This is a genomic window from Brevundimonas vesicularis (assembly GCF_027105095.1).
Taxonomy (GTDB): Bacteria; Pseudomonadota; Alphaproteobacteria; order Caulobacterales; family Caulobacteraceae; genus Brevundimonas; species Brevundimonas vesicularis_E.
The window spans coordinates 889698-906951 of the sequence record NZ_CP114278.1 but is presented as its reverse complement, the minus strand read 5'-3'; the positions used below and the strand labels follow the sequence as shown (position 1 = coordinate 906951).

The following is a 17254-nucleotide window of genomic DNA, read 5'->3' as shown; positions in this document are numbered from 1 at the left end:
ATCATCCGCTCATCCCTGTCGAGGCCGGCGGCAGCACTAGCGCAACCCGTAACCCCGGTCCGAAATCGCCGTAAGCGCCGGGGCCTTCGTCCAGCACCACCCGGCCGCCGTGGGCCTCCGCCACCGCCGTCACCAACGAAAGCCCCAGGCCCGAGCCGGGTTCGGTCCGGCTGTTGTCCAGGCGTACGAACCGCTGGACCACCCGCTCGCGGTCCTCTTCGGGCACGCCCGGTCCGGTGTCGGTGACCGAATATTCGATCTCGCCCGACGAGCGCCGGCGCGCGCGCAGCTTCACCGCCCCGCCGGCGGGGGTATATTTGATGGCGTTGTCGATGAGGTTGGCCAAGGCCTGGGCCAGGAAGGGCTGGTTGCCTTCGATCATCAGCCCCTTTTCGACCTCGGACGAGAAGTCGATGTCCTTGTCCTCGGCCGCCGGTTCGTAAAGTTCGGCCATGTCGGCGGCGAGGTCGGCCGCGTCCATGACCTTTGGATCCGGCGCCCCGCCCGCCTGCAGCCGCGCGATGGCCAGGACGGTGTTGAAGGTCTTGAGCAGATGGTCCGCCTCGTCCAAGGCGATGCTTAGGGCGTCCACCCCGTCGATCTTGCCCGCCTCGGCGTCGATCAAGGCCACCTCCAGCTTGGCCCGCATCCGCGTCAGAGGCGAGCGCAGGTCATGGGCGATGGCGTCGCCGGCGTGGCGGATGGAGGACATGGACGCTTCCAGCCGATCCAGCATGGTGTTCAGCCCCTGGCCCAGTTCGTCCAGTTCGTCGCCGGTGTGGCGCACGGGCGCACGGACCTTGAGGTCGCCGTCCTGCACCGACTGAACGACGCGGTTCAGCCCGGCCATGGCGTTTTCGACCCGCCGGCTGATGTAGAGACCGCCCGCCAGGCCCAGCAGCATGACCAGAGCCATGGCGCCCCACAGGGCCTGGGTCAGGCGCGCCAGATAGGCCTCGATGTCGCCGATGTCCTGACCGACGAACAAATGTTCGCCGCCGGCCAGGGTGGTGATCACCCCGATGGAGCGACGCCGCTGGACCTTGCCCTGGGCGTCCGTGTCGGTCAGGCGGAAGGTCTCCCAGTCGCTAGCGCCGGCCGGCAAGCTGAGGTCGATGTCGATCGGGGATTCGGTGATATTGCCGGTGATCGTCTTTCCGGCCTTGTCGGTCAGCAGATACAGATACGGCCCGCCGCGGATCGACCGTTCGACCAAGGCCTGGTTCAGGGCGTCGATGCCGCGCGTGCGGTGGATCGCCGTCAGGGCGCCCAGCTCGATCTCCACATCCGCCCTGGCCCGGCCTTGAGCCTCTGACGCCGAGGCGAAATAGACATAGGCCAGGATCGCCCCCGCCGCCGCTACGAACAGCGCCAGGAAGAGCAGCGTCAGCCGGAAAGGCGTGCGGCGAAGGAGGGAGGGAAGGCGCATGGGATTTTAGTGACGAGTGGCGAGCGGCGAGTGGCGAGCAACCCGACGCAAAACTTTGCGCAGCGCCTTATGCAGCCAAATTCGCCCCGCTTGTCTCACCCCCTCGCCACTCGCCGCTCACCACTCGCCACTAAACTCACGCCTCCAACCGATACCCGGCCCCACGCACGGTCTGCAGCATGGCGCGGTCGAAGCCCTTGTCGATCTTGGAGCGCAGGCGGCTGATGTGGACGTCGATGACGTTGGTCTGGGGGTCGAAATGGTATTCCCAGACCTTCTCCAGCAGCATGGTGCGGGTCACCGACTGGCCGGCGTGGCGCATCAGGAACTCCAGCAGCTGGAACTCGCGCGGCTGAAGATCGATCTCGGTCGTTCCGCGATGCACGGTGCGGCCGATCAGGTTCATTTCCAGGTCGCCGACCTTGAGCACGGTCTGCACCCCGCCGGTCTCGCGACGGCGCGCCAGGGCCTCGACCCGCGCGATCAGTTCGGCGAAGGCGTAGGGCTTGACCAGATAGTCGTCGGCGCCGGCCTTCAGCCCCGTGACCCGGTCCTCGACCTCGCCCAAAGCCGACAGGAACAGGACCGGCGTCTGATCGCCGCCCTTGCGCACCGTCTCGACCATGCCGACGCCGTCCAGTCGCGGCATCATCCGGTCCACCACATAGACGTCGTAGCCGCCCTTCTGCGACTCCAGCAGGCCAAAGGCGCCGTCCACGGCGTGGGTGACCTCATGTCCGGCTTCGGACAGGCCCCGCACCATGGCGGTCGCCGCCTCGGCGTCATCCTCGACCACCAGAATCCGCATCGAAACCCCTCCCGGAATCAAAATCGCCGCCGATGGTAGCGCATCGGCGGCGATTCACGAGTTAAGGCTTGGTCAGAATGCCGATCACTCGCCGGCGGCGAACTTTAACGGCACCGGGCTGGTGCCCTGCGGCGTGCGCACGAACAGCAGGATGCTGGGGCGACCCGCCTGTTTGGCCGCCGCCACCGCCGCGCGCAGATCAGCGGCGGACGTGATGTTGCGATCATTGGCGCGAGTGATGACGAAGCCCGGCTGGAAGCCGAGGCGCGCCGCAGCCGAACCCTGTTCGACGTTGGTGATCACGACGCCGTTGACGCTGGCCGGCAGGCTGAAGCGCGAACGCGCGGCCGGCGTGATCGCGGTGACGGCGAGTCCTTCGATCGTGTCGCCCTGACCAGGCTGGCTCTGCCCCGGATTGGCGCTTCCGCCCTCTTCCGACGCAGCGAGCTCCTCTTCCGAAGGACGGGTGCCTGAGCGCACGTTCAAGGTCTGGCGGCGACCGTCGCGGATCACTTCCAGGCGAATGGTGTCGCCCGGCTTGGCCGCGCCGACCCGACGGGTGGCCTCCTGGCTGTTGGCCACCGCCTGGCCGTTCACGCCGACCAGAAGGTCTCCGACCTGGACGCCGGCGCGCGAGGCCGGGCCGTCCTCGGTCACGCTTTCGATCAGGGCGCCCTTGAAGTCCTTGGGCTGGCCCAGGGCTTCCCAACCGTCGGGGCTGAGGGTGCGAAGACCCAGGCCCACATAGCCGCGCTCGATCGACTGACCGCGCATCAGGCGTTCGGTGATGGTCTTGGCGGTGTCGGCCGGAATGGCGAAGCCGATACCGACCGAGCCGCCCGTGGGCGAATAGATGGCCGAGTTCACGCCGATGACGCGGCCGTGGATATCGAAGGTCGGGCCGCCCGAGTTGCCCCGGTTGATGGCGGCGTCGATTTGGATGTAGTCGTTGTAGCCCGACGGATCGATGTCGCGGGCCTTGGCCGAGACGATGCCCGCCGTGGCGGTGCCGCCCAGGCCGAAGGGGTTGCCGATGGCGATGACCCAGTCGCCCACGCGCGGCTCGGCCGTCTCTTCGAAGCTGACGTATTTGAAGTCGTTGCCCTCGACCTTGATCACCGCCAGGTCGGTGCCGGGATCGCGGCCGATCAGGCGGGCCGGCAGCTCGCGACCGTCCGACATCTTGACCTTGATCTCGGTCGCGTCGGCGACGACGTGGTTGTTGGTGACGATGAAGCCGTCCTGCGAGATGAAGAAGCCCGAGCCGGCGCCTTGGGTCGTCTGCGGCTCGTCATTGCCCTGACCGCCACGGCCTTGCGGCGGAACGAACTGGAACGGCAGCCCGGGGATCTGGAAGGCGCCGCCCTGGGGCTGGTCCACCTTGACCGTCACGTCGATCTGAACGACGGCGGGCGAGACCTGGTCGAAGATGGTCGCAAAGCTGCTGGGCGCCCCCGGCGGGGGCGTGAAGGCGTCGCCGTTGGCCGGGACCGGGGTGATCCGGTTCACCGCCTGCGGTTCCGCGTGCGCGCCAGGCCAGTTGATGACGCCGCCGGCGGTCGCCGCCGCCGCCAGGGTCAGGCCGGCCGCGGCCCCGAGAATGAACTCCTTGCGCTTCAGCATCGTGGTCCTTGCGATCCTCTTGTCCAGCGCCAGACGGGCGCCGGTTTCGCGATTGATATAGGCCGAACCGGCTTTGCGCCAATCCCGACCGCCGATCGTTGATCTCGACTAGCGCCCGTCGTGAGGCGAGGTTGCGTCAGGATCGCGGCGAAGCTTCTCATTTCGTAGAACTTCGTCCAGCCGGCGTTCTTCTTCGGGCGTCAGGGGGACGGCCTCAACCGGACGACGGTGGGCGCGCAGGGCCAGAACGGCGGCGGCGAGCAGCAACAGGGCGAACGGGCCGAACCACAGCAGCCAGGTCCCCGCCCGGACCGGCGGGGTGAACAGCACATAGTCGCCGAAGCGCCGCACCAGATCGTCGCGCACGGCCTGATCCGACGCGCCGGCCGCGATCTCCTCGCGGATCAGGCGGCGCATGTCGCCGGCGACGCCGGCCGGGCTGTCGGCGATGGCCTCGTGCTGGCAGACGACGCAGCGCACATCCTTGAACAGGTCCTGGGCGCGGGCCTCCTGGGTCGCATCGGGCAACGGGCGGTCGGGTGCGGCGGGCGGCTCGGCCGCCGTCAGCATCAGCGCCAGCACCGGCGCGGCCATCAGGACTAGCAAGCGCTTCATGCGGTCTTGCGCCGGCGCGCGCCGATCCCGAGCCTTAGACGACGATCCAGCAGCGACAACACCCCGCCCAGCGCCATGATCATCGGCCCCATGAAGATCAGTCGCGCCCAGGGGTTCCAGTACAGACGCACGACCCAGGCCGCCTGTTCGGGACTGCCCGCGCGTTCGCCGATCACGACATAGACGTCGTCCAGGCCCCGGAAATCCAGCCCGACCTCGGTGGTGGTCTGACCGCCCGCGGGGAAGAAGCGGCGCTCGGCCGTGACGGTACTGGCGCGGCCCTGATCGTTCGTGGCCCGCACGGTCAGTCGGCCCTGCTCGGCCAGATAGTTCGGCCCCTCGACGACGCGGACATCGTCCAGGGTCACCGTCCAGGGGCCGGCGGCAACGCTCTGGCCCAGTGAGACGGCACGGGCGGCCTCGGCCTTGAAACCGGTCTCGACCACCGCCCCCAGGATGAAGACGCCCAGACCAAGATGCGCCAGAGTCATACCCCAGGCGCCCAGCGGCAGCCCTTTCAGTCGGCGAACCGTCTCGGCCATCGAGGCGCGGAACAGGCGGGCGCGCTCGGCGACTTCCGACAGCGATCCCAGGATCAGCCACAGGCCCAGGCCGATCCCGGCGGCGGCGAACGCCTTCTTGGGCTCCCACAGGGCGTAGGCCGCCAGCGCGCCGACGATCGCCAGACCCGCCGCGACGGCCAGGCGCTGCATCGCGCCGGGCAGGTCGCCGCGCTTCCAGGCCAGCAGCGGACCGGCCGGCAGGATCAGGAAGGCGACCATCATCAGCGGGGTAAAGGTGGCGGCGAAATAGGGCGGGCCGACCGAGATGGTCGCGCCGGACGCCGCTTCCAAAATCAGCGGATAGAGGGTGCCCAGCAAGACGGTCGCGGCCGCCGCCGTCAGGAACAGATTGTTCAAGACCAGCGCCCCCTCGCGGCTGACCGGCGCGAACAGGCCCCCGCCCTTCAGTTGGGGCGCGCGCCAGGCGAACAGGGCGAAGGCGGCGCCGGCCGTGATCCCGAGGATAGCCAGCAGCATCAGCCCGCGCTGGGGATCGACGGCGAAGGCATGGACGGATGTCAGGACGCCTGAGCGCACCAAGAAGGCGCCCAGCATGGAGAAGGTGAAGGCCAGCAGGGCCAGAAACACGGTCCAGCCGGCCAGCGCGCCGCGCCGCTCGGTCACGACCGCGCTGTGCAACAGGGCCGCGCCCGCCAGCCAGGGCATGAATGAGGCGTTCTCGACTGGGTCCCAGAACCACCAGCCGCCCCAGCCCAGCTCATAATAGGCCCAGAACGACCCTAGGGTGATGCCGACGGTCAGGAAGGCCCAACTGGCCAGCGCCCAGGGCCGGACCCAGCGCCCCCAGGCAGGCCAGAAGGCGGTCTGCGCCCGGCCCTCGATCAGGGCCGCGACGGCCAGGGAGAAGCAGACCGAGAACCCGACATAGCCGGCGTAGAGCAGCGGCGGATGCACGGCCAACGCCGGGTCCTGCAACAGCGGGTTCAGCGACGCGCCCTGGAACGGCGCGGGGTCCAGGCGGGTGAAGGGGCTGGAGGTGAAGACGGCGAAGGCCAGGAACAGCGACCCCAGCGCGCCCTGCACCGCCACGGCCGAGGCCTTCAGCCCGAACGGCAGGCCGCGCGCCCGCGCCAGCGCCCCGCCGAAGACGGTCAGCACCAGACACCACAGCAGAAGCGACCCCTCGTGGCTGCCCCAGGCGCCGGCGACCTTGTAGAGCATCGGCTTGTCGGTGTGGCTGTTGGCCGCGACGTTGGAGACCGAAAAGTCCGACACCACGAAGGCGTAGATCAGGGCTGCGAAACTGAGCGCGACCGCCGCCGCCGCCGCCAAAGCCGCGCCCTGGGCGGCCCCGGCCAAGACCGGGCTGCGACGCGCGCGTCCGGCCGCCGAAAGCCCCGTCTGCAGGATCGACAGCGCCAGCGCCAGCGCCAGGGCGAAGGCCCCAAGCTCGGCGATCATAGGGGGACGGACTTGGTCACGGCCGGCGCCGTCTCAGGCCGCCACTCGCCCTTTTCCTTCAGACGGTCGGCGACCTCGCGCGGCATGTAGTTCTCGTCGTGCTTGGCCAGGACCTGGCTGGCGTGGAAGGTGCGGTCGGCGCCGAAGGCGCCTTGCGCCACAATCCCCTGCCCTTCGCGGAACAGGTCGGGCAGGTCGCCGTGATAAACGACGCGAGTCGTGGCGGCATTGTCGGTGACGACGAAGGCGACCACGCCGTCGCCGGTCTTTTGCACGCTGCCGGCCTCAACCAGACCACCCAGGCGGATGTTGCGGCCCTCCGGCGCCTTGTCGGCGGTGGCCTCGGACGGCGAATAGAAGAAGGTCACGCTGTCCTGCATCGCCCATAACGACAGGCCGACCGCCAGCGCCAGGATCGGCGCCACGGCGGCGACGACCCACAGGCGGCGACGCGCCTTCGGCGATTTGGGCAGCCAGCTCATGCGAGGGACATTCCGGATTCCAGGGACGGACCGGCGGCATATACCGCCGTCGTCGCGCAGGACCAACGCGTCATTGCGCGCCGTCCTTCGGCAGTCGGCGTTCCAGATCCAGACGGCGCGGATCGCCCGGGTCGAGCGCGGCGATCAGAGGCGTCCACAGGGTGCGGGCCTCGACGGCCTCGCCGCGCCGCAGCGCCGCCTCGCCCAGGAAGAAGCGCGCGCCGAGTTGGTCGGAGTCCAGTTTCAAGGCCTCGCGGAAGGCGGCCTCGGCATCGCCGCCGATCTGGTTGTCGTTGGCGACAACAAGGCTTTCGCCCAGCCGCGCCCAGGCCTGCGCGTCGCGGGGGTCCAGGGCGATCAGGCGGCGAAAGGCGGAGGCGGCGCCCAGCGGATCGCCGGCGGCGAAGCGGGCCGCGCCCAGCATGGCCAGCGCCTGCCGATCCTTTGGCCGTTCCTGAACGACCCGCGCGGTCACCGCCGCCAGTTGCGCCGGCTCCAGCCGATCCAGATTGGCGGCCCAATCGTCGACACGCCGCTCATAGGCCTGATCCGGCAGGCCGGGCGAGCCGGTGAAAACATAGAGGCCGAGAGCGGCCGCGACCGTCACGCCGATCCCGCCCAGCACCCAGAACCGATCGCGAGCGCCGGCCACCGGGGTTGTGGTCGCCGAAACGGCGAGAAGCCGCCGCCCCGCCTCGGCGCGCGCCCCCGCATACGCCGCCTCGTCAAGCAGGCCGCGCGCCTTCAGCCGATCCAGTTCCTCGATTTCGCGCGAGCCGGCCTGGGTTTCGACGCCGGCCGCCGGATCGGCGCCGCGTCGCGCGCCGGTCAGCACCAACAGGGCGGCCAGGGCCGCCGCCAGTCCCGTCATTATCCAGAAGACGATCATCCTCGCCGTCTAACCCATCCGCGAACGTCGGGCGAGGCGTCGTTTCAGCCCAGCCGCGCCATTTCCGCCGAGGCCGCGCGTCGCCTGACCGCGCGCGCCGCCTCCAGCGCCTCGATCACGGTCAGGAACCGCGCCGCGACCCCGATCAGACGCAGCACATGGTCGGGGTTTTCGGCCTCGCCGTCCGACAGACTGTTCAGCGCCTCGTCGGACCAGGTGGAGAGATAGTCGGTCAGGTCGGCCTTCAATCCCGAGCGATCGGCTTCACAGCCGAAGGTGACGGCCGCGCCGCGCAGGGCCGCCACCGCCGCCAGCAGGGCCGCCGCCGCCTCGATCGGTTCGCCCTCGGCCGGCGCCTCCAGCCAGGGCGACATCCGCGTCATCCGGCCGGTGATGACCTGGCGCTTCATCGGCAGGGCGGCGTGGACGGCGCTGGAGGCGGATTTCATCAGGCCTGAAAGCTGGCCCGACACCTGGACCCGCGCCATCCGCGCCGCCTTGCCCCAGCTGGAATCGGGCCGCACCTGCAGGCTGAGGTCCATCTCGGCCAGCACGCCGGCGCACCAGTTGACGTCGTCAACCGCACCCAGCATCGCCGTCTCTCCCAGCGACGAACGGACAACGGCGGCGATCTTCTGCACCCGCACCTGCACGGAGGTCAGCAGCCGCTCGACGAAGACGCCCATGTCGGAATGGCTGAGGGTGATTTCGCGGTCGGCCAAGCGGCTGGTCCGCGTCACGACCCGCAGCATCCGCTCGGCGTCCGCCACATGGGCGAACAGGATGTCGATCATGCGCCGCCCGCCGTCCGGCGACATCGTCATACAGTCCTCGATCAGCAGCCGAAGTCCCGCCAGCTGATTATCGTCGGGGCGTTCCAGCCAGACGGGCAGGCGCGGCAAGGCGCTGCGGGCCAGAGGCGTCAGGTCGAAACAGCCGGCCAGTTCGACCGGAGTGGATGGCGGCTGGTCGTCGGCGGGGCGCTGAAACTCCGGCCAGACGTCGCGCGGCCGGTCGCGCAGCACGGCGGCCGCCTTAGCGCACAGGCGGTCGGCCGCCAGGGTCCATTCGCCGTCGATCGTGACCGCGCCGTCCAGCAGCGGGAGGAAATCCTCCTCGCCTTGCACCGCCTCGCGCCAGACCCGTTTCAGGACAAGAGCCGGAAAGACCAGGGCCGGCACGCCGTCGGCGCGCGGCTGAAACAGCGGCAGCAGGGGCGCAAACGCCGTGCCGCGACGGGCGCGATCGCGCGCCTCTGCGGCGACGATGTTCGCCAGTTCGGCCGCCTTGTCGCCCTTCAGCGCCGCCACGGCCTCGCCCAGCATCCCCAGCGATGCGTCGGGACAGGCCTCGACGATCGCCGTCAGAGCGGCGTGGTGGGCGGCGGACAGGGACGGCACGAAAGCTCCTGCCAAAACTCAACTCAGGCCGGCACCGTGCGACAATCGGGTTAACAACGACTTGGCGTCTATTGAGCGTCGCCGCCACTTGAGTCACGCGTCAGGCACGCCATATTGCCGCCACACTCGGCCCGCGCCGCCGCGCGCGCCGGAAAGGAAAGCCCATGCCCGTAATCGAGATCGACGACCTGACCAAGACCTACAAGTCGGGGCATCAGGCGCTGAAGCGCATCGACCTGACGATCGACAAGGGCGAGATTTTCGCTCTGCTTGGCCCGAACGGCGCGGGCAAGACCACGCTGATCTCCATCGTCTGCGGCATCGTTACGCCGACGACCGGAACCGTGGTCGCCGACGGCCATGACATCCAATCCGACTTCCGCGCCGCCCGCACTAAGATCGGTCTGGTGCCGCAGGAGCTGACCACCGACGCCTTCGAGACCGTGTTGGCCACCGTCACCTTCAGTCGGGGCCTGTTCGGCAAGGCGCCGAACCCCGCCTTCATCGAAGGCGTGCTGAAGGACCTGTCGCTTTGGGACAAGCGCGACGCCAAGATCATGACCCTGTCGGGCGGGATGAAGCGGCGGGTGATGATCGCCAAGGCCCTGAGCCACGAGCCGGACATCCTGTTCCTGGACGAGCCGACCGCCGGGGTCGATGTCGAGCTGCGCCGCGACATGTGGGCCATGGTCAGAAAGCTGCGTGAGCGCGGCGTCACCATCATCCTGACGACCCATTACATCGAGGAGGCCGAGGAGATGGCCGACCGGGTGGGCGTGATCCTGAAGGGCGAGCTGATCTTGGTCGAGGAGAAGTCGGCCCTGATGAAGAAGCTGGGCAAGAAGACCCTGACGCTGAACCTGATCGAGCCGTTGGGCGCCCTGCCCACCGAACTGTCCGGCTGGGACCTGACGCTGAAGAACGAGGGCGGCGAGCTGGAATACAGTTTCGACGCCAACGCCGACGACACGGGCGTGCCGTCGCTCATCCGCCGGCTTGAGGCGCTGAACATCGGCTTCAAGGACTTGAACACCCGCCAGAGCTCGCTGGAAGACATCTTCGTCAGCCTGGTCCACCAGAACGGAGCCGCGGCATGACCTTCAACGGATACGGCGTCTGGGCCATCTATCGTTTCGAGATGGCGCGTGCGCTGCGCACCCTGTGGCAGAGCGTGGTCACGCCGGTCATCACCACGGCCCTGTATTTCGTCGTCTTCGGCGGCGCGATCGGCAGCCGGATGCAGCAGGTGGACGGCGTGCCCTACGGCGCCTTCATCGTGCCGGGGCTGATCATGCTCAGCCTGTTCACACAGTCGATCTTCAACGCCTCGTTCGGCATCTACTTCCCCAAGTTCACCGGGACGATCTACGAGATCCTGTCGGCGCCGGTGTCGTCGCTGGAGATCGTGCTGGCCTATGTCGGCGCGGCGGCGACCAAGTCGGCGGTGCTGGGGCTAATCATCCTGGCGACGGCGGCCTTCTTCGTGCCGCTGCAGATCCTGCATCCGGTCTGGATGATGGCCTTTTTAATCCTGATTTCGGTGACCTTCAGCCTGTTCGGCTTCATTATCGGCGTCTGGGCCGACGGCTTCGAGCAACTTCAGATGATCCCGATGCTGGTCGTGACGCCCCTGACCTTCCTGGGCGGCGCCTTCTATTCCATCGACATGCTGCCGGACGGCTGGCGCACGGTGACCTTGTTCAACCCGGTGGTCTATCTGATCTCGGGCTTCCGCTGGGCCTTTTATGGTCAGGGGGATGTGGCCATCGGCGTCAGCGTCGCCGCCACCCTGGGCTTCTTCGCCCTCTGCCTCGGCATCGTCATGTGGATGTTCAAGACCGGCTACCGGCTCAAGAACTGATCCGTCACGAAACGGGCCAGATCGCCAGCGATTGAGAAGACCATGTCCGACGACCAGAAGACCCCGCCCCAGCCTTTCGCCCGCAAGCCGGTGACCTGGGGTCGTATGCCCGCGACGACCTTCCACGTCGGGCCGGTGCCGGTCGCGCCCAATCCGCTGGACCGCATTCCCAATCCGCCGCCGCGCAAGCCCACGCCGCAACAGCGGCAGGCCTCGATCCACACCCAGAGCCTGGCCTCCGGCGTCGCGCCGGCCAAGGGTCAGGCGACGCCCGCCAATCCCGCCCCGCGTCCAGCGCCCCGTCCGCAGGGTGCGAGCATCCTGGGCGGTTCGCTGATCCCGACGGCGCGCCCGGCCCAAGCCCAGCCTCAACCCCAGGCTCCGACGCCGCCGCAGTCCAGGCCGCAGCCGGCGCCGGCCGCTCAACCCGATCTGACCGTGCGGCCCCTGCCCGCGCCCGAGACGACGCCTGCCCCTGCGCCGAAGCCGGTTGCGGCCGAACCTGTCGCCGCCGCCCCAGCGGTCGCGGCCAGACCCGCCATCGCGCCCGCAGCTGCGCCAGTCACGCCCAGCTTCGCCCGTGCGCCCGCCAAGACCTCGCGCCTGCCGCTCTATGTCGGGGTGGGGATCGTCGCCCTGCTGGTCGCCGGAGGCGGCCTGTGGTTCGCGATGCGTCCCGCCTCGACCCCGACGGCATCCACGCCCCCCGCCGTCGCCGATGCGCCTCTGACCACCCCGCCGGCCGATACGATTCCTGCTGACGCCGCACCCGTCGTCGCGACCGAACAGCCCGCACCCGCCGCGACGCCCCCCGGGACGCCCGCCCCCTCCGCTTCCGCGCCGGCAACGACGACGACGACGCGATCGACGACCGCCGCGCCCCGCACGCAGCCCCCGGCCCAGACCCCGACGCCGGCCGTAACGACGCAACCGACGACGCGTGCGCCGACCACGACGACCCCGGCGCCGTCCACGCCGGCGCCGACCGTCACGACCGAACCGCTGGTGATCGTGCCGACGGCCCCGACGCCCGCCCCGACCGCTGCACGTCCGTCGAGCAGCGATCCCGACGGTCCGGTGGTGACGCGGCCCCAGCCGCTGGACTGATCGGCGGTATCGCGCGTCGGGGCAGGTGACGAAACGGCCTTCAGTCCCTACCTACAGGCCATGACCGTTCACGCCTCCCCGCCGCCCATCCTCGACGCCGCCGGCGTCGATACCGATGAAGCCCTGTCGATCCTGAAGACGGCCCTGGCCGGCGCCGACGACGGCGAACTGTTCCTGGAGCGGTCCGAGAGCGAGAGCCTGGTGTTCGACGACGGCCGGCTGAAGTCCGCCGCCTATGACGCCACCGAGGGCTTCGGTCTGCGGGTCGTGGCGGGCGAGACCGCCGGTTACGCCCACGCCAACGAGATCTCGGCCGCCGCCCTGCGCCGCGCCGCCGACAGCGCCGCCCTGGCCAAACAAGGGCATGAGGCCCGGGTCGCCGAAGGGCCCCGCGCCACCAATCAGAAACTGTATGGCGAGGTCGATCCGCTCGCCTCGCCCGCCTTCTCCGACAAGATCGCCTTGCTGGCCGAGATCGACGCCTGGGCGCGCGCCCGCGATCCGCGCGTGGTTCAGGTGTCCGCCTCCCTGATCGGCGAACGTCGCGCCATCGAAATCCTGCGCGCCGACGAGCGGGCGGTGCGCGATGTTCGCCCCCTCGTCCGGCTGAACGTCTCCGTCACCGTCGAACAGAACGGCAAGCGCGAGAGCGCCTCGTCCGGCGCCGGCGGACGGGCCGGCTTCGAGGCCTGGGTCGCGCCCGAACGTTGGCAGGCCCAGGTGGACGAGGCCCTGCGTCAGGCCCTGGTCAATCTGGACGCCGTCGACTGTCCGGCAGGCGAGATGGACGTGGTCCTGGGCGCCGGCTGGCCTGGCGTGCTGCTGCATGAGGCCATCGGCCACGGCTTCGAGGGCGACTTCCACCGTAAGGGATCGTCGGTATTCAACGGCATGATGGGCCAACGGGTCGCCGCGCCCGGCGTCACCGTGGTCGATGACGGCTCCATCGCCGGCCGTCGCGGCTCCCTGTCGGTCGATGACGAGGGCACGCCCACCTCGCGCACCGTGCTGATCGAGGACGGGATCATGGTCGGATTGATGCACGACCGGCTGTCGGCGCGGCAGCTGGGCGTCGCCGCAACCGGCAACGGCCGGCGCCAGTCCTTCGCCCACATGCCGATGCCGCGCATGACCAATACCTTCATGGAGGGCGGCAAGGACTCCAAGGCCGACATGATCGCCAATACGAAGCGCGGCCTCTACGCCGCCAACTTTTCGGGCGGCCAGGTGGACATCACCAACGGCAAGTTCGTGTTCCAGTGCAATGAGGCCTATCTGATCGAGGACGGGGTGATCACCGCACCGGTGCGCGGCGCGACCCTGATCGGCGATGGGGCCACGGCCCTGACCAAGATTCAGATGGTCGGCGACGACTTCGCCTTCGATCCGGGCGTCGGCGTCTGCGGCAAGGCCGGACAGGGCGTGCCCGTCGGCATCGGCCAGCCCAGTTTGAAGATCGGCGGTCTGACGGTCGGCGGTACGGCCGTCTAGGCCAGCGGAACCGTATGGCTGCAACGGGTGTTTCCCCGCCATCACTGGAGAGGACACACCATGACCACCGAACGTACCGTCGAACATCCCGATGGCCGCGTCGAGCGCATCAGCGAAAGCAGCGCCGCCCCGACGACCGTCGTCGAACGCCGCAGCGGCAGCGGCATGGGCGCCATCGTCGCCCTGATCGTCGGCCTCTTGGCCGTGCTTGTGATCGGCTACTTCCTGATGAACATGAACCGCAACGACGCGATCGAGTCCAACGCCGTCGCCGGCGCGGCCGAGAGCGTCGGCAACGCCGCCGAAAACATCGGCGACGCCGCGCGCGACGCCGTTCCGAATCGCAACTAAGGCCTAGCGGCAGATTGAGCGGAGGCGGAGGGGCGCCAGTCGGGACCGATCGGTTCCAGCCCCTCCGCCTCCAGCCGATCCAGTACGCCGTTCGGCTCGGCCAACAGCCGCAAGGGCGCGATGGCGACGGTGACCCCGTCCTCGGCCAGCGCCTTGTCCACCGCCGTATTCCATATCCGACGCAGATCGTCCGCCTGGGCCATAACAGACCAGTAAGAACAGGCCGTCGCCGCCTTTTCCAAGGGCGAATCCAACACCGCCGGAATCCGTCGCAGACGCCAGTTCTCAGCACGTTGCGCGCCCGCCTCGACCCTGGCCTCGGCCGCCGTCGCCGCAGCCTCGATGCAGTCGAGATAACGTTCAGGCGGCGTCGTCAGAACCTTTTCGATCAGTTCGTCACCCCTGAAGATGCCGACGGGCTCAGCGGGCGTGCGATTGGCGCGCGTCGCCTGACGGACCAGGCCGGACACCGGACGCCCTCCACTGCTGTAGCCGCCCAGTTCCATCAGATCGCCCGACAGGATCAGCATGCTGTCGCGGGTCGGGCCTTCGCCTGTCAGGCGTTCGACCCGGGCCTCAAGGTCCGGGGACAGATAGTCGGCGCTGGTGCGCCCGTTCGGCAACCGGGTAAGCGTCCGAAACCGCCAGATCAGACGGCCCACGTCGGACAGCGACGGCCCGCCCCTCGACGGGAAACAGGACGCGGTCCGCACGATCAACCGCAGAGATGAGAGCATCCGTGCGCCACTCCATCTTTCTGGGCAGGCCGTCGATCGATCCGACCAGGATCAGAACGCTGTTACCGCGTCGCACCTCCCACATCGGCGCCTCGATCCGGCGGGCGGTGACGACGATGTCCTCGACCGCGTCCGAAGGCGCGTCCTGCGCGACGGCAGGCGCGGTCGTCAGCGCCATCGCGGCAAGTAAAAGCAATAGAGAAGAAGAGCGTCTGATCATTACATCACTGTAAACTTCATTACTGTCACTGGCGTAATGAAATCGCTGTAATGATGTCGTCGATTTAATCCACCTTGCGGCCTTGTAACTGGAGATGAACGCGCCTGATCGGCACACCTCTCGCCAACACCCGAGGGGAAGACCAATGACAAAGACCCTGCTGCTGGCCAGCACCGCCCTGCTTTTCACCGCCGGCGCCGCATTCGCTACCGACGCCTCCAACAAGCCCCAAGTCGCCGAAGCCCCCGTGCCGACCGGACCGACCAACCAGGCGCCCCTGGCCGACGCCAGCCAGCGCGGCGTGCTGGTCTTCACGCCGGACTTCTTCGCCGCCCAGCGCCCCAATACGGCGCTGGACATGGTCAACCGCGTCCCCGGCTTCTCCATCGACAACGGATCGGGCGCGCGTGGATTTGAAGGGGCGGTCGGCAATGTGCTGATCAACAACAACCGCCCGGCGTCCAAGAACGACTCCGGGTCGAACGTCCTAGGCCGGACCCTGGCCAATCAGGTCGAGCGCATCGAACTGATCCGGGGCGGCGCGCCGGGCATCGACATGCAGGGCTATTCCGTCGTCGTGAACGTCATTCTGAAGACGACCGACAGCCGCCAGTCGATCCTGACCTGGAACGCCATGCTGTTCGAAGGCGGCCATGACATCTATGGCGGCTCCTATCAGTTCACACAGAAGAAGGGCGACCGCAGCTGGGGCGTGACCCTGTCGGACGGCATGGGATCCAGCGATTCCAACGGCGTCGGCCGGTCGATCCGTCGCAACGCCGCCGGCGATGTCATCCGCGACGAGCGTTACGAGAACGACGGCTGGGGCGGCGGTCAGAGCATTCGCGGCAACTACACCGGCCCGTTGTTCGGCGGGAAGCTGGAGGGCACCGCGCGCTATGGTTTGAACGACTATGAGAACTGGACCGAGCTTTCGTCGCCCACCTCCCTGCGCCGCAGCGACTATGCTGAAGACGGAAATTCCGGTGAGCTGGGCCTGACCTGGACCCGTACCCTGAACCCGCGCTGGACCCTGGAGACGCGTCTGATCCACGAGTTCTCTAGCTTTGACAGCGTCTCGGGCAGCAATGAGACCCTGAACGGGACGGCGGCGCCAGAGCAGCAGTTCAAGTCCAACGGCGACTCGTCGGAATCCATCCTGCGCGCCCTGGTGCGTCACGAACGCTCGCCTGCCCTGACGATCGAGGCGGGCGCCGAGATCGCCTACAACATGCTGGACGTGAGCCAGGCCTTCACCGTCGGCGGCGTCGACGTTCCCCTGCCCAGCGCCTCGGTCAAGGTCGAGGAAACGCGGGGCGAGGCCTTCAGCAAGGCCACCTGGCGGATCAATCCGAAACTGACGCTGGAAGGCGGGGTGCGCCTGGAAGCCTCCACCATCAGCCAGTCGGGCGATGCGGACCAGGAAAAGAGGTTCTTCTTCGCCAAGCCGCGCCTGCTGGCGACCTGGACGCCGATGGAGAACAACCAGCTGCGTTTCCGCTTCGAGCGCGAACTGGGTCAGCTGGACTTCGGCGACTTCGCCGCCTCGGCCGAGCTGGACGACGGCACGGTGTTCGGCGGCAACGTGGATCTGGAGCCGGAACAGCGCTGGATTTCCGAACTTTCCTACGAGCGTCGCTTCTGGGGCGAGGGCGTGGTTTCGATCGGCTATCGCCACGACCGCATCATCGACGTGATCGACCGCCTGCCCCTGCCCGGCGGCCTGTCGGCGACCGGCAACATCGGCGACGGGACGCTGGATCAGCTGTCGCTGAACGTGGTGGTGCCGCTGGACAAGGTCGGGATTTCGGGCGCCCGCTTCACCTTCAAGAACGACTGGAACAAAACCAGCGTCACCGACCCCACGACGGGCGAGGACCGTCGCATCTCCGGCGTGCGCCCCAGTCAGGCCAATGTCGGCTTCCAGCAGGACATCACCTCGTGGAAAACCCAGTGGGGGATCAACTGGCTGCCGCGTCTGGGCCAGGCGACTTACGATCCGGACCAGACCTTCGCCTGGCGCGGCGCGGACTATCTGGAGGCCTTCGTCGAATACAAGCCCAGCCCGACCCTGTCGCTGCGCGCCCAACTGAACCTGTGGGACGACTTCACCATGCGCCGTACGGTTTACGCCACACGCAATCCGCGCACGGTGGCCTTCGTCGAAGACCGCTCCATCGACCCGCGCACCTTCGTCTCCCTGCGGGTCCGCAAGACCTTCTGAGGCCAAGTTCAACTCAGCAAAAAGCCCCGGCG

Annotated in this window: 16 protein-coding genes; 7 read left to right on the top strand and 9 right to left on the bottom strand. The window is 68.4% G+C overall.

Features of this window, described 5'->3' with window-relative positions; genetic code table 11:
• Nucleotide 1: 1 nt before the first annotated feature.
• The 8 genes from O2K97_RS04425 to O2K97_RS04390 all read right to left on the bottom strand — a co-directional run bounded on the left by O2K97_RS04425 (nt 2) and on the right by O2K97_RS04390 (nt 9231).
• Nucleotides 2-1429 (bottom strand): sensor histidine kinase, encoded by a 1428-nt coding sequence (locus O2K97_RS04425; RefSeq protein ID WP_269220603.1) that lies wholly within the window; start codon nt 1427-1429, stop codon nt 2-4.
• 136 nt (nt 1430-1565) lie between these two features.
• Entirely contained in the window at nt 1566-2237 is a 672-nt protein-coding gene (locus tag O2K97_RS04420) for a response regulator transcription factor (RefSeq protein WP_017504381.1), read from the bottom strand.
• Nucleotides 2238-2321: 84 nt separating this feature from the next.
• A complete protein-coding gene (locus O2K97_RS04415; RefSeq protein ID WP_066552562.1) occupies nt 2322-3860 on the bottom strand; it encodes a Do family serine endopeptidase in 1539 nt (512 codons plus the stop codon).
• A 108-nt stretch (nt 3861-3968) separates the two neighbouring features.
• The gene (locus O2K97_RS04410; protein WP_269220602.1) at nt 3969-4475 is read right to left on the bottom strand and encodes a cytochrome c-type biogenesis protein; all 507 of its coding nucleotides are present in this window, start codon (nt 4473-4475) and stop codon (nt 3969-3971) included.
• A complete protein-coding gene (locus tag O2K97_RS04405; protein ID WP_269220601.1) occupies nt 4472-6460 on the bottom strand; it encodes a heme lyase CcmF/NrfE family subunit in 1989 nt (662 codons plus the stop codon). The genes O2K97_RS04410 and O2K97_RS04405 overlap by 4 nt, the downstream gene beginning before the upstream one ends.
• The gene (ccmE, locus tag O2K97_RS04400) at nt 6457-6942 is read right to left on the bottom strand and encodes a cytochrome c maturation protein CcmE (protein WP_269220600.1); all 486 of its coding nucleotides are present in this window, start codon (nt 6940-6942) and stop codon (nt 6457-6459) included. Before ccmE ends, O2K97_RS04405 begins: the two co-directional genes overlap by 4 nt.
• Before the next feature lie 70 nt (nt 6943-7012).
• Nucleotides 7013-7831: a c-type cytochrome biogenesis protein CcmI gene (gene ccmI / locus O2K97_RS04395; protein WP_269220599.1), complete on the bottom strand. Its 819-nt coding sequence runs from the start codon at nt 7829-7831 to the stop codon at nt 7013-7015.
• A gap of 44 nt (nt 7832-7875) precedes the next feature.
• On the bottom strand, nt 7876-9231 hold the full coding sequence (locus O2K97_RS04390) for a hypothetical protein (protein WP_269220598.1): 1356 nt from the start codon (nt 9229-9231) through the stop codon (nt 7876-7878).
• Nucleotides 9232-9395: 164 nt separating this feature from the next.
• On the opposite strand from O2K97_RS04390, the gene O2K97_RS04385 reads away from it, so the two are divergent.
• The 5 genes from O2K97_RS04385 to O2K97_RS04365 are packed head-to-tail and all read left to right on the top strand — an operon-like array spanning nt 9396 to nt 14041.
• On the top strand, nt 9396-10328 hold the full coding sequence (locus O2K97_RS04385; RefSeq protein WP_269220597.1) for an ABC transporter ATP-binding protein: 933 nt from the start codon (nt 9396-9398) through the stop codon (nt 10326-10328).
• Nucleotides 10325-11092 carry an ABC transporter permease gene (locus tag O2K97_RS04380; RefSeq protein ID WP_269220596.1) on the top strand — a complete coding sequence of 256 codons (768 nt, stop codon included), beginning with the start codon at nt 10325-10327 and terminating at the stop codon, nt 11090-11092. Before O2K97_RS04385 ends, O2K97_RS04380 begins: the two co-directional genes overlap by 4 nt.
• Nucleotides 11093-11134: 42 nt before the next feature.
• Nucleotides 11135-12199, top strand: a complete 1065-nt coding sequence (locus O2K97_RS04375; protein ID WP_269220595.1) for a hypothetical protein — start codon at nt 11135-11137, stop codon at nt 12197-12199.
• 60 nt (nt 12200-12259) lie between these two features.
• Nucleotides 12260-13690, top strand: a complete 1431-nt coding sequence (gene tldD / locus O2K97_RS04370; RefSeq protein WP_066552576.1) for a metalloprotease TldD — start codon at nt 12260-12262, stop codon at nt 13688-13690.
• Between the two features lie 60 nt (nt 13691-13750).
• Nucleotides 13751-14041 (top strand): hypothetical protein, encoded by a 291-nt coding sequence (locus O2K97_RS04365; protein WP_017504370.1) that lies wholly within the window; start codon nt 13751-13753, stop codon nt 14039-14041.
• On the opposite strand, the gene O2K97_RS04360 is transcribed toward O2K97_RS04365, so the two are convergent.
• On the bottom strand, nt 14038-14778 hold the full coding sequence (locus O2K97_RS04360) for a polysaccharide biosynthesis protein GumN (protein ID WP_269220594.1): 741 nt from the start codon (nt 14776-14778) through the stop codon (nt 14038-14040). The genes O2K97_RS04365 and O2K97_RS04360 overlap by 4 nt on opposite strands.
• 2 nt (nt 14779-14780) lie before the next feature.
• Here O2K97_RS04360 and O2K97_RS04355 point away from each other — a divergent pair, with 2 nt between their 5' ends.
• The gene (locus tag O2K97_RS04355; RefSeq protein ID WP_269220593.1) at nt 14781-15011 is read left to right on the top strand and encodes a hypothetical protein; all 231 of its coding nucleotides are present in this window, start codon (nt 14781-14783) and stop codon (nt 15009-15011) included.
• A 132-nt stretch (nt 15012-15143) separates the two neighbouring features.
• Nucleotides 15144-17222 (top strand): TonB-dependent receptor plug domain-containing protein, encoded by a 2079-nt coding sequence (locus tag O2K97_RS04350; RefSeq protein WP_269220592.1) that lies wholly within the window; start codon nt 15144-15146, stop codon nt 17220-17222.
• Nucleotides 17223-17254 lie beyond the last annotated feature (32 nt).

Coding starts and splice junctions, on each gene's coding strand:
- O2K97_RS04415 (WP_066552562.1), bottom strand. CDS start 3,860: ATGCTGAAGCGCAAGGAGTTCATTCTCGGGGCCGCGGCCGGCCTGACC.
- O2K97_RS04410 (WP_269220602.1), bottom strand. CDS start 4,475: ATGAAGCGCTTGCTAGTCCTGATGGCCGCGCCGGTGCTGGCGCTGATG.
- O2K97_RS04360 (WP_269220594.1), bottom strand. CDS start 14,778: ATGCTCTCATCTCTGCGGTTGATCGTGCGGACCGCGTCCTGTTTCCCG.
- ccmE (WP_269220600.1), bottom strand. CDS start 6,942: ATGAGCTGGCTGCCCAAATCGCCGAAGGCGCGTCGCCGCCTGTGGGTC.
- O2K97_RS04365 (WP_017504370.1), top strand. CDS start 13,751: ATGACCACCGAACGTACCGTCGAACATCCCGATGGCCGCGTCGAGCGC.
- O2K97_RS04380 (WP_269220596.1), top strand. CDS start 10,325: ATGACCTTCAACGGATACGGCGTCTGGGCCATCTATCGTTTCGAGATG.
- O2K97_RS04350 (WP_269220592.1), top strand. CDS start 15,144: ATGACAAAGACCCTGCTGCTGGCCAGCACCGCCCTGCTTTTCACCGCC.
- O2K97_RS04375 (WP_269220595.1), top strand. CDS start 11,135: ATGTCCGACGACCAGAAGACCCCGCCCCAGCCTTTCGCCCGCAAGCCG.
- O2K97_RS04405 (WP_269220601.1), bottom strand. CDS start 6,460: ATGATCGCCGAGCTTGGGGCCTTCGCCCTGGCGCTGGCGCTGGCGCTG.
- O2K97_RS04385 (WP_269220597.1), top strand. CDS start 9,396: ATGCCCGTAATCGAGATCGACGACCTGACCAAGACCTACAAGTCGGGG.
- O2K97_RS04420 (WP_017504381.1), bottom strand. CDS start 2,237: ATGCGGATTCTGGTGGTCGAGGATGACGCCGAGGCGGCGACCGCCATG.
- tldD (WP_066552576.1), top strand. CDS start 12,260: ATGACCGTTCACGCCTCCCCGCCGCCCATCCTCGACGCCGCCGGCGTC.
- ccmI (WP_269220599.1), bottom strand. CDS start 7,831: ATGATCGTCTTCTGGATAATGACGGGACTGGCGGCGGCCCTGGCCGCC.
- O2K97_RS04425 (WP_269220603.1), bottom strand. CDS start 1,429: ATGCGCCTTCCCTCCCTCCTTCGCCGCACGCCTTTCCGGCTGACGCTG.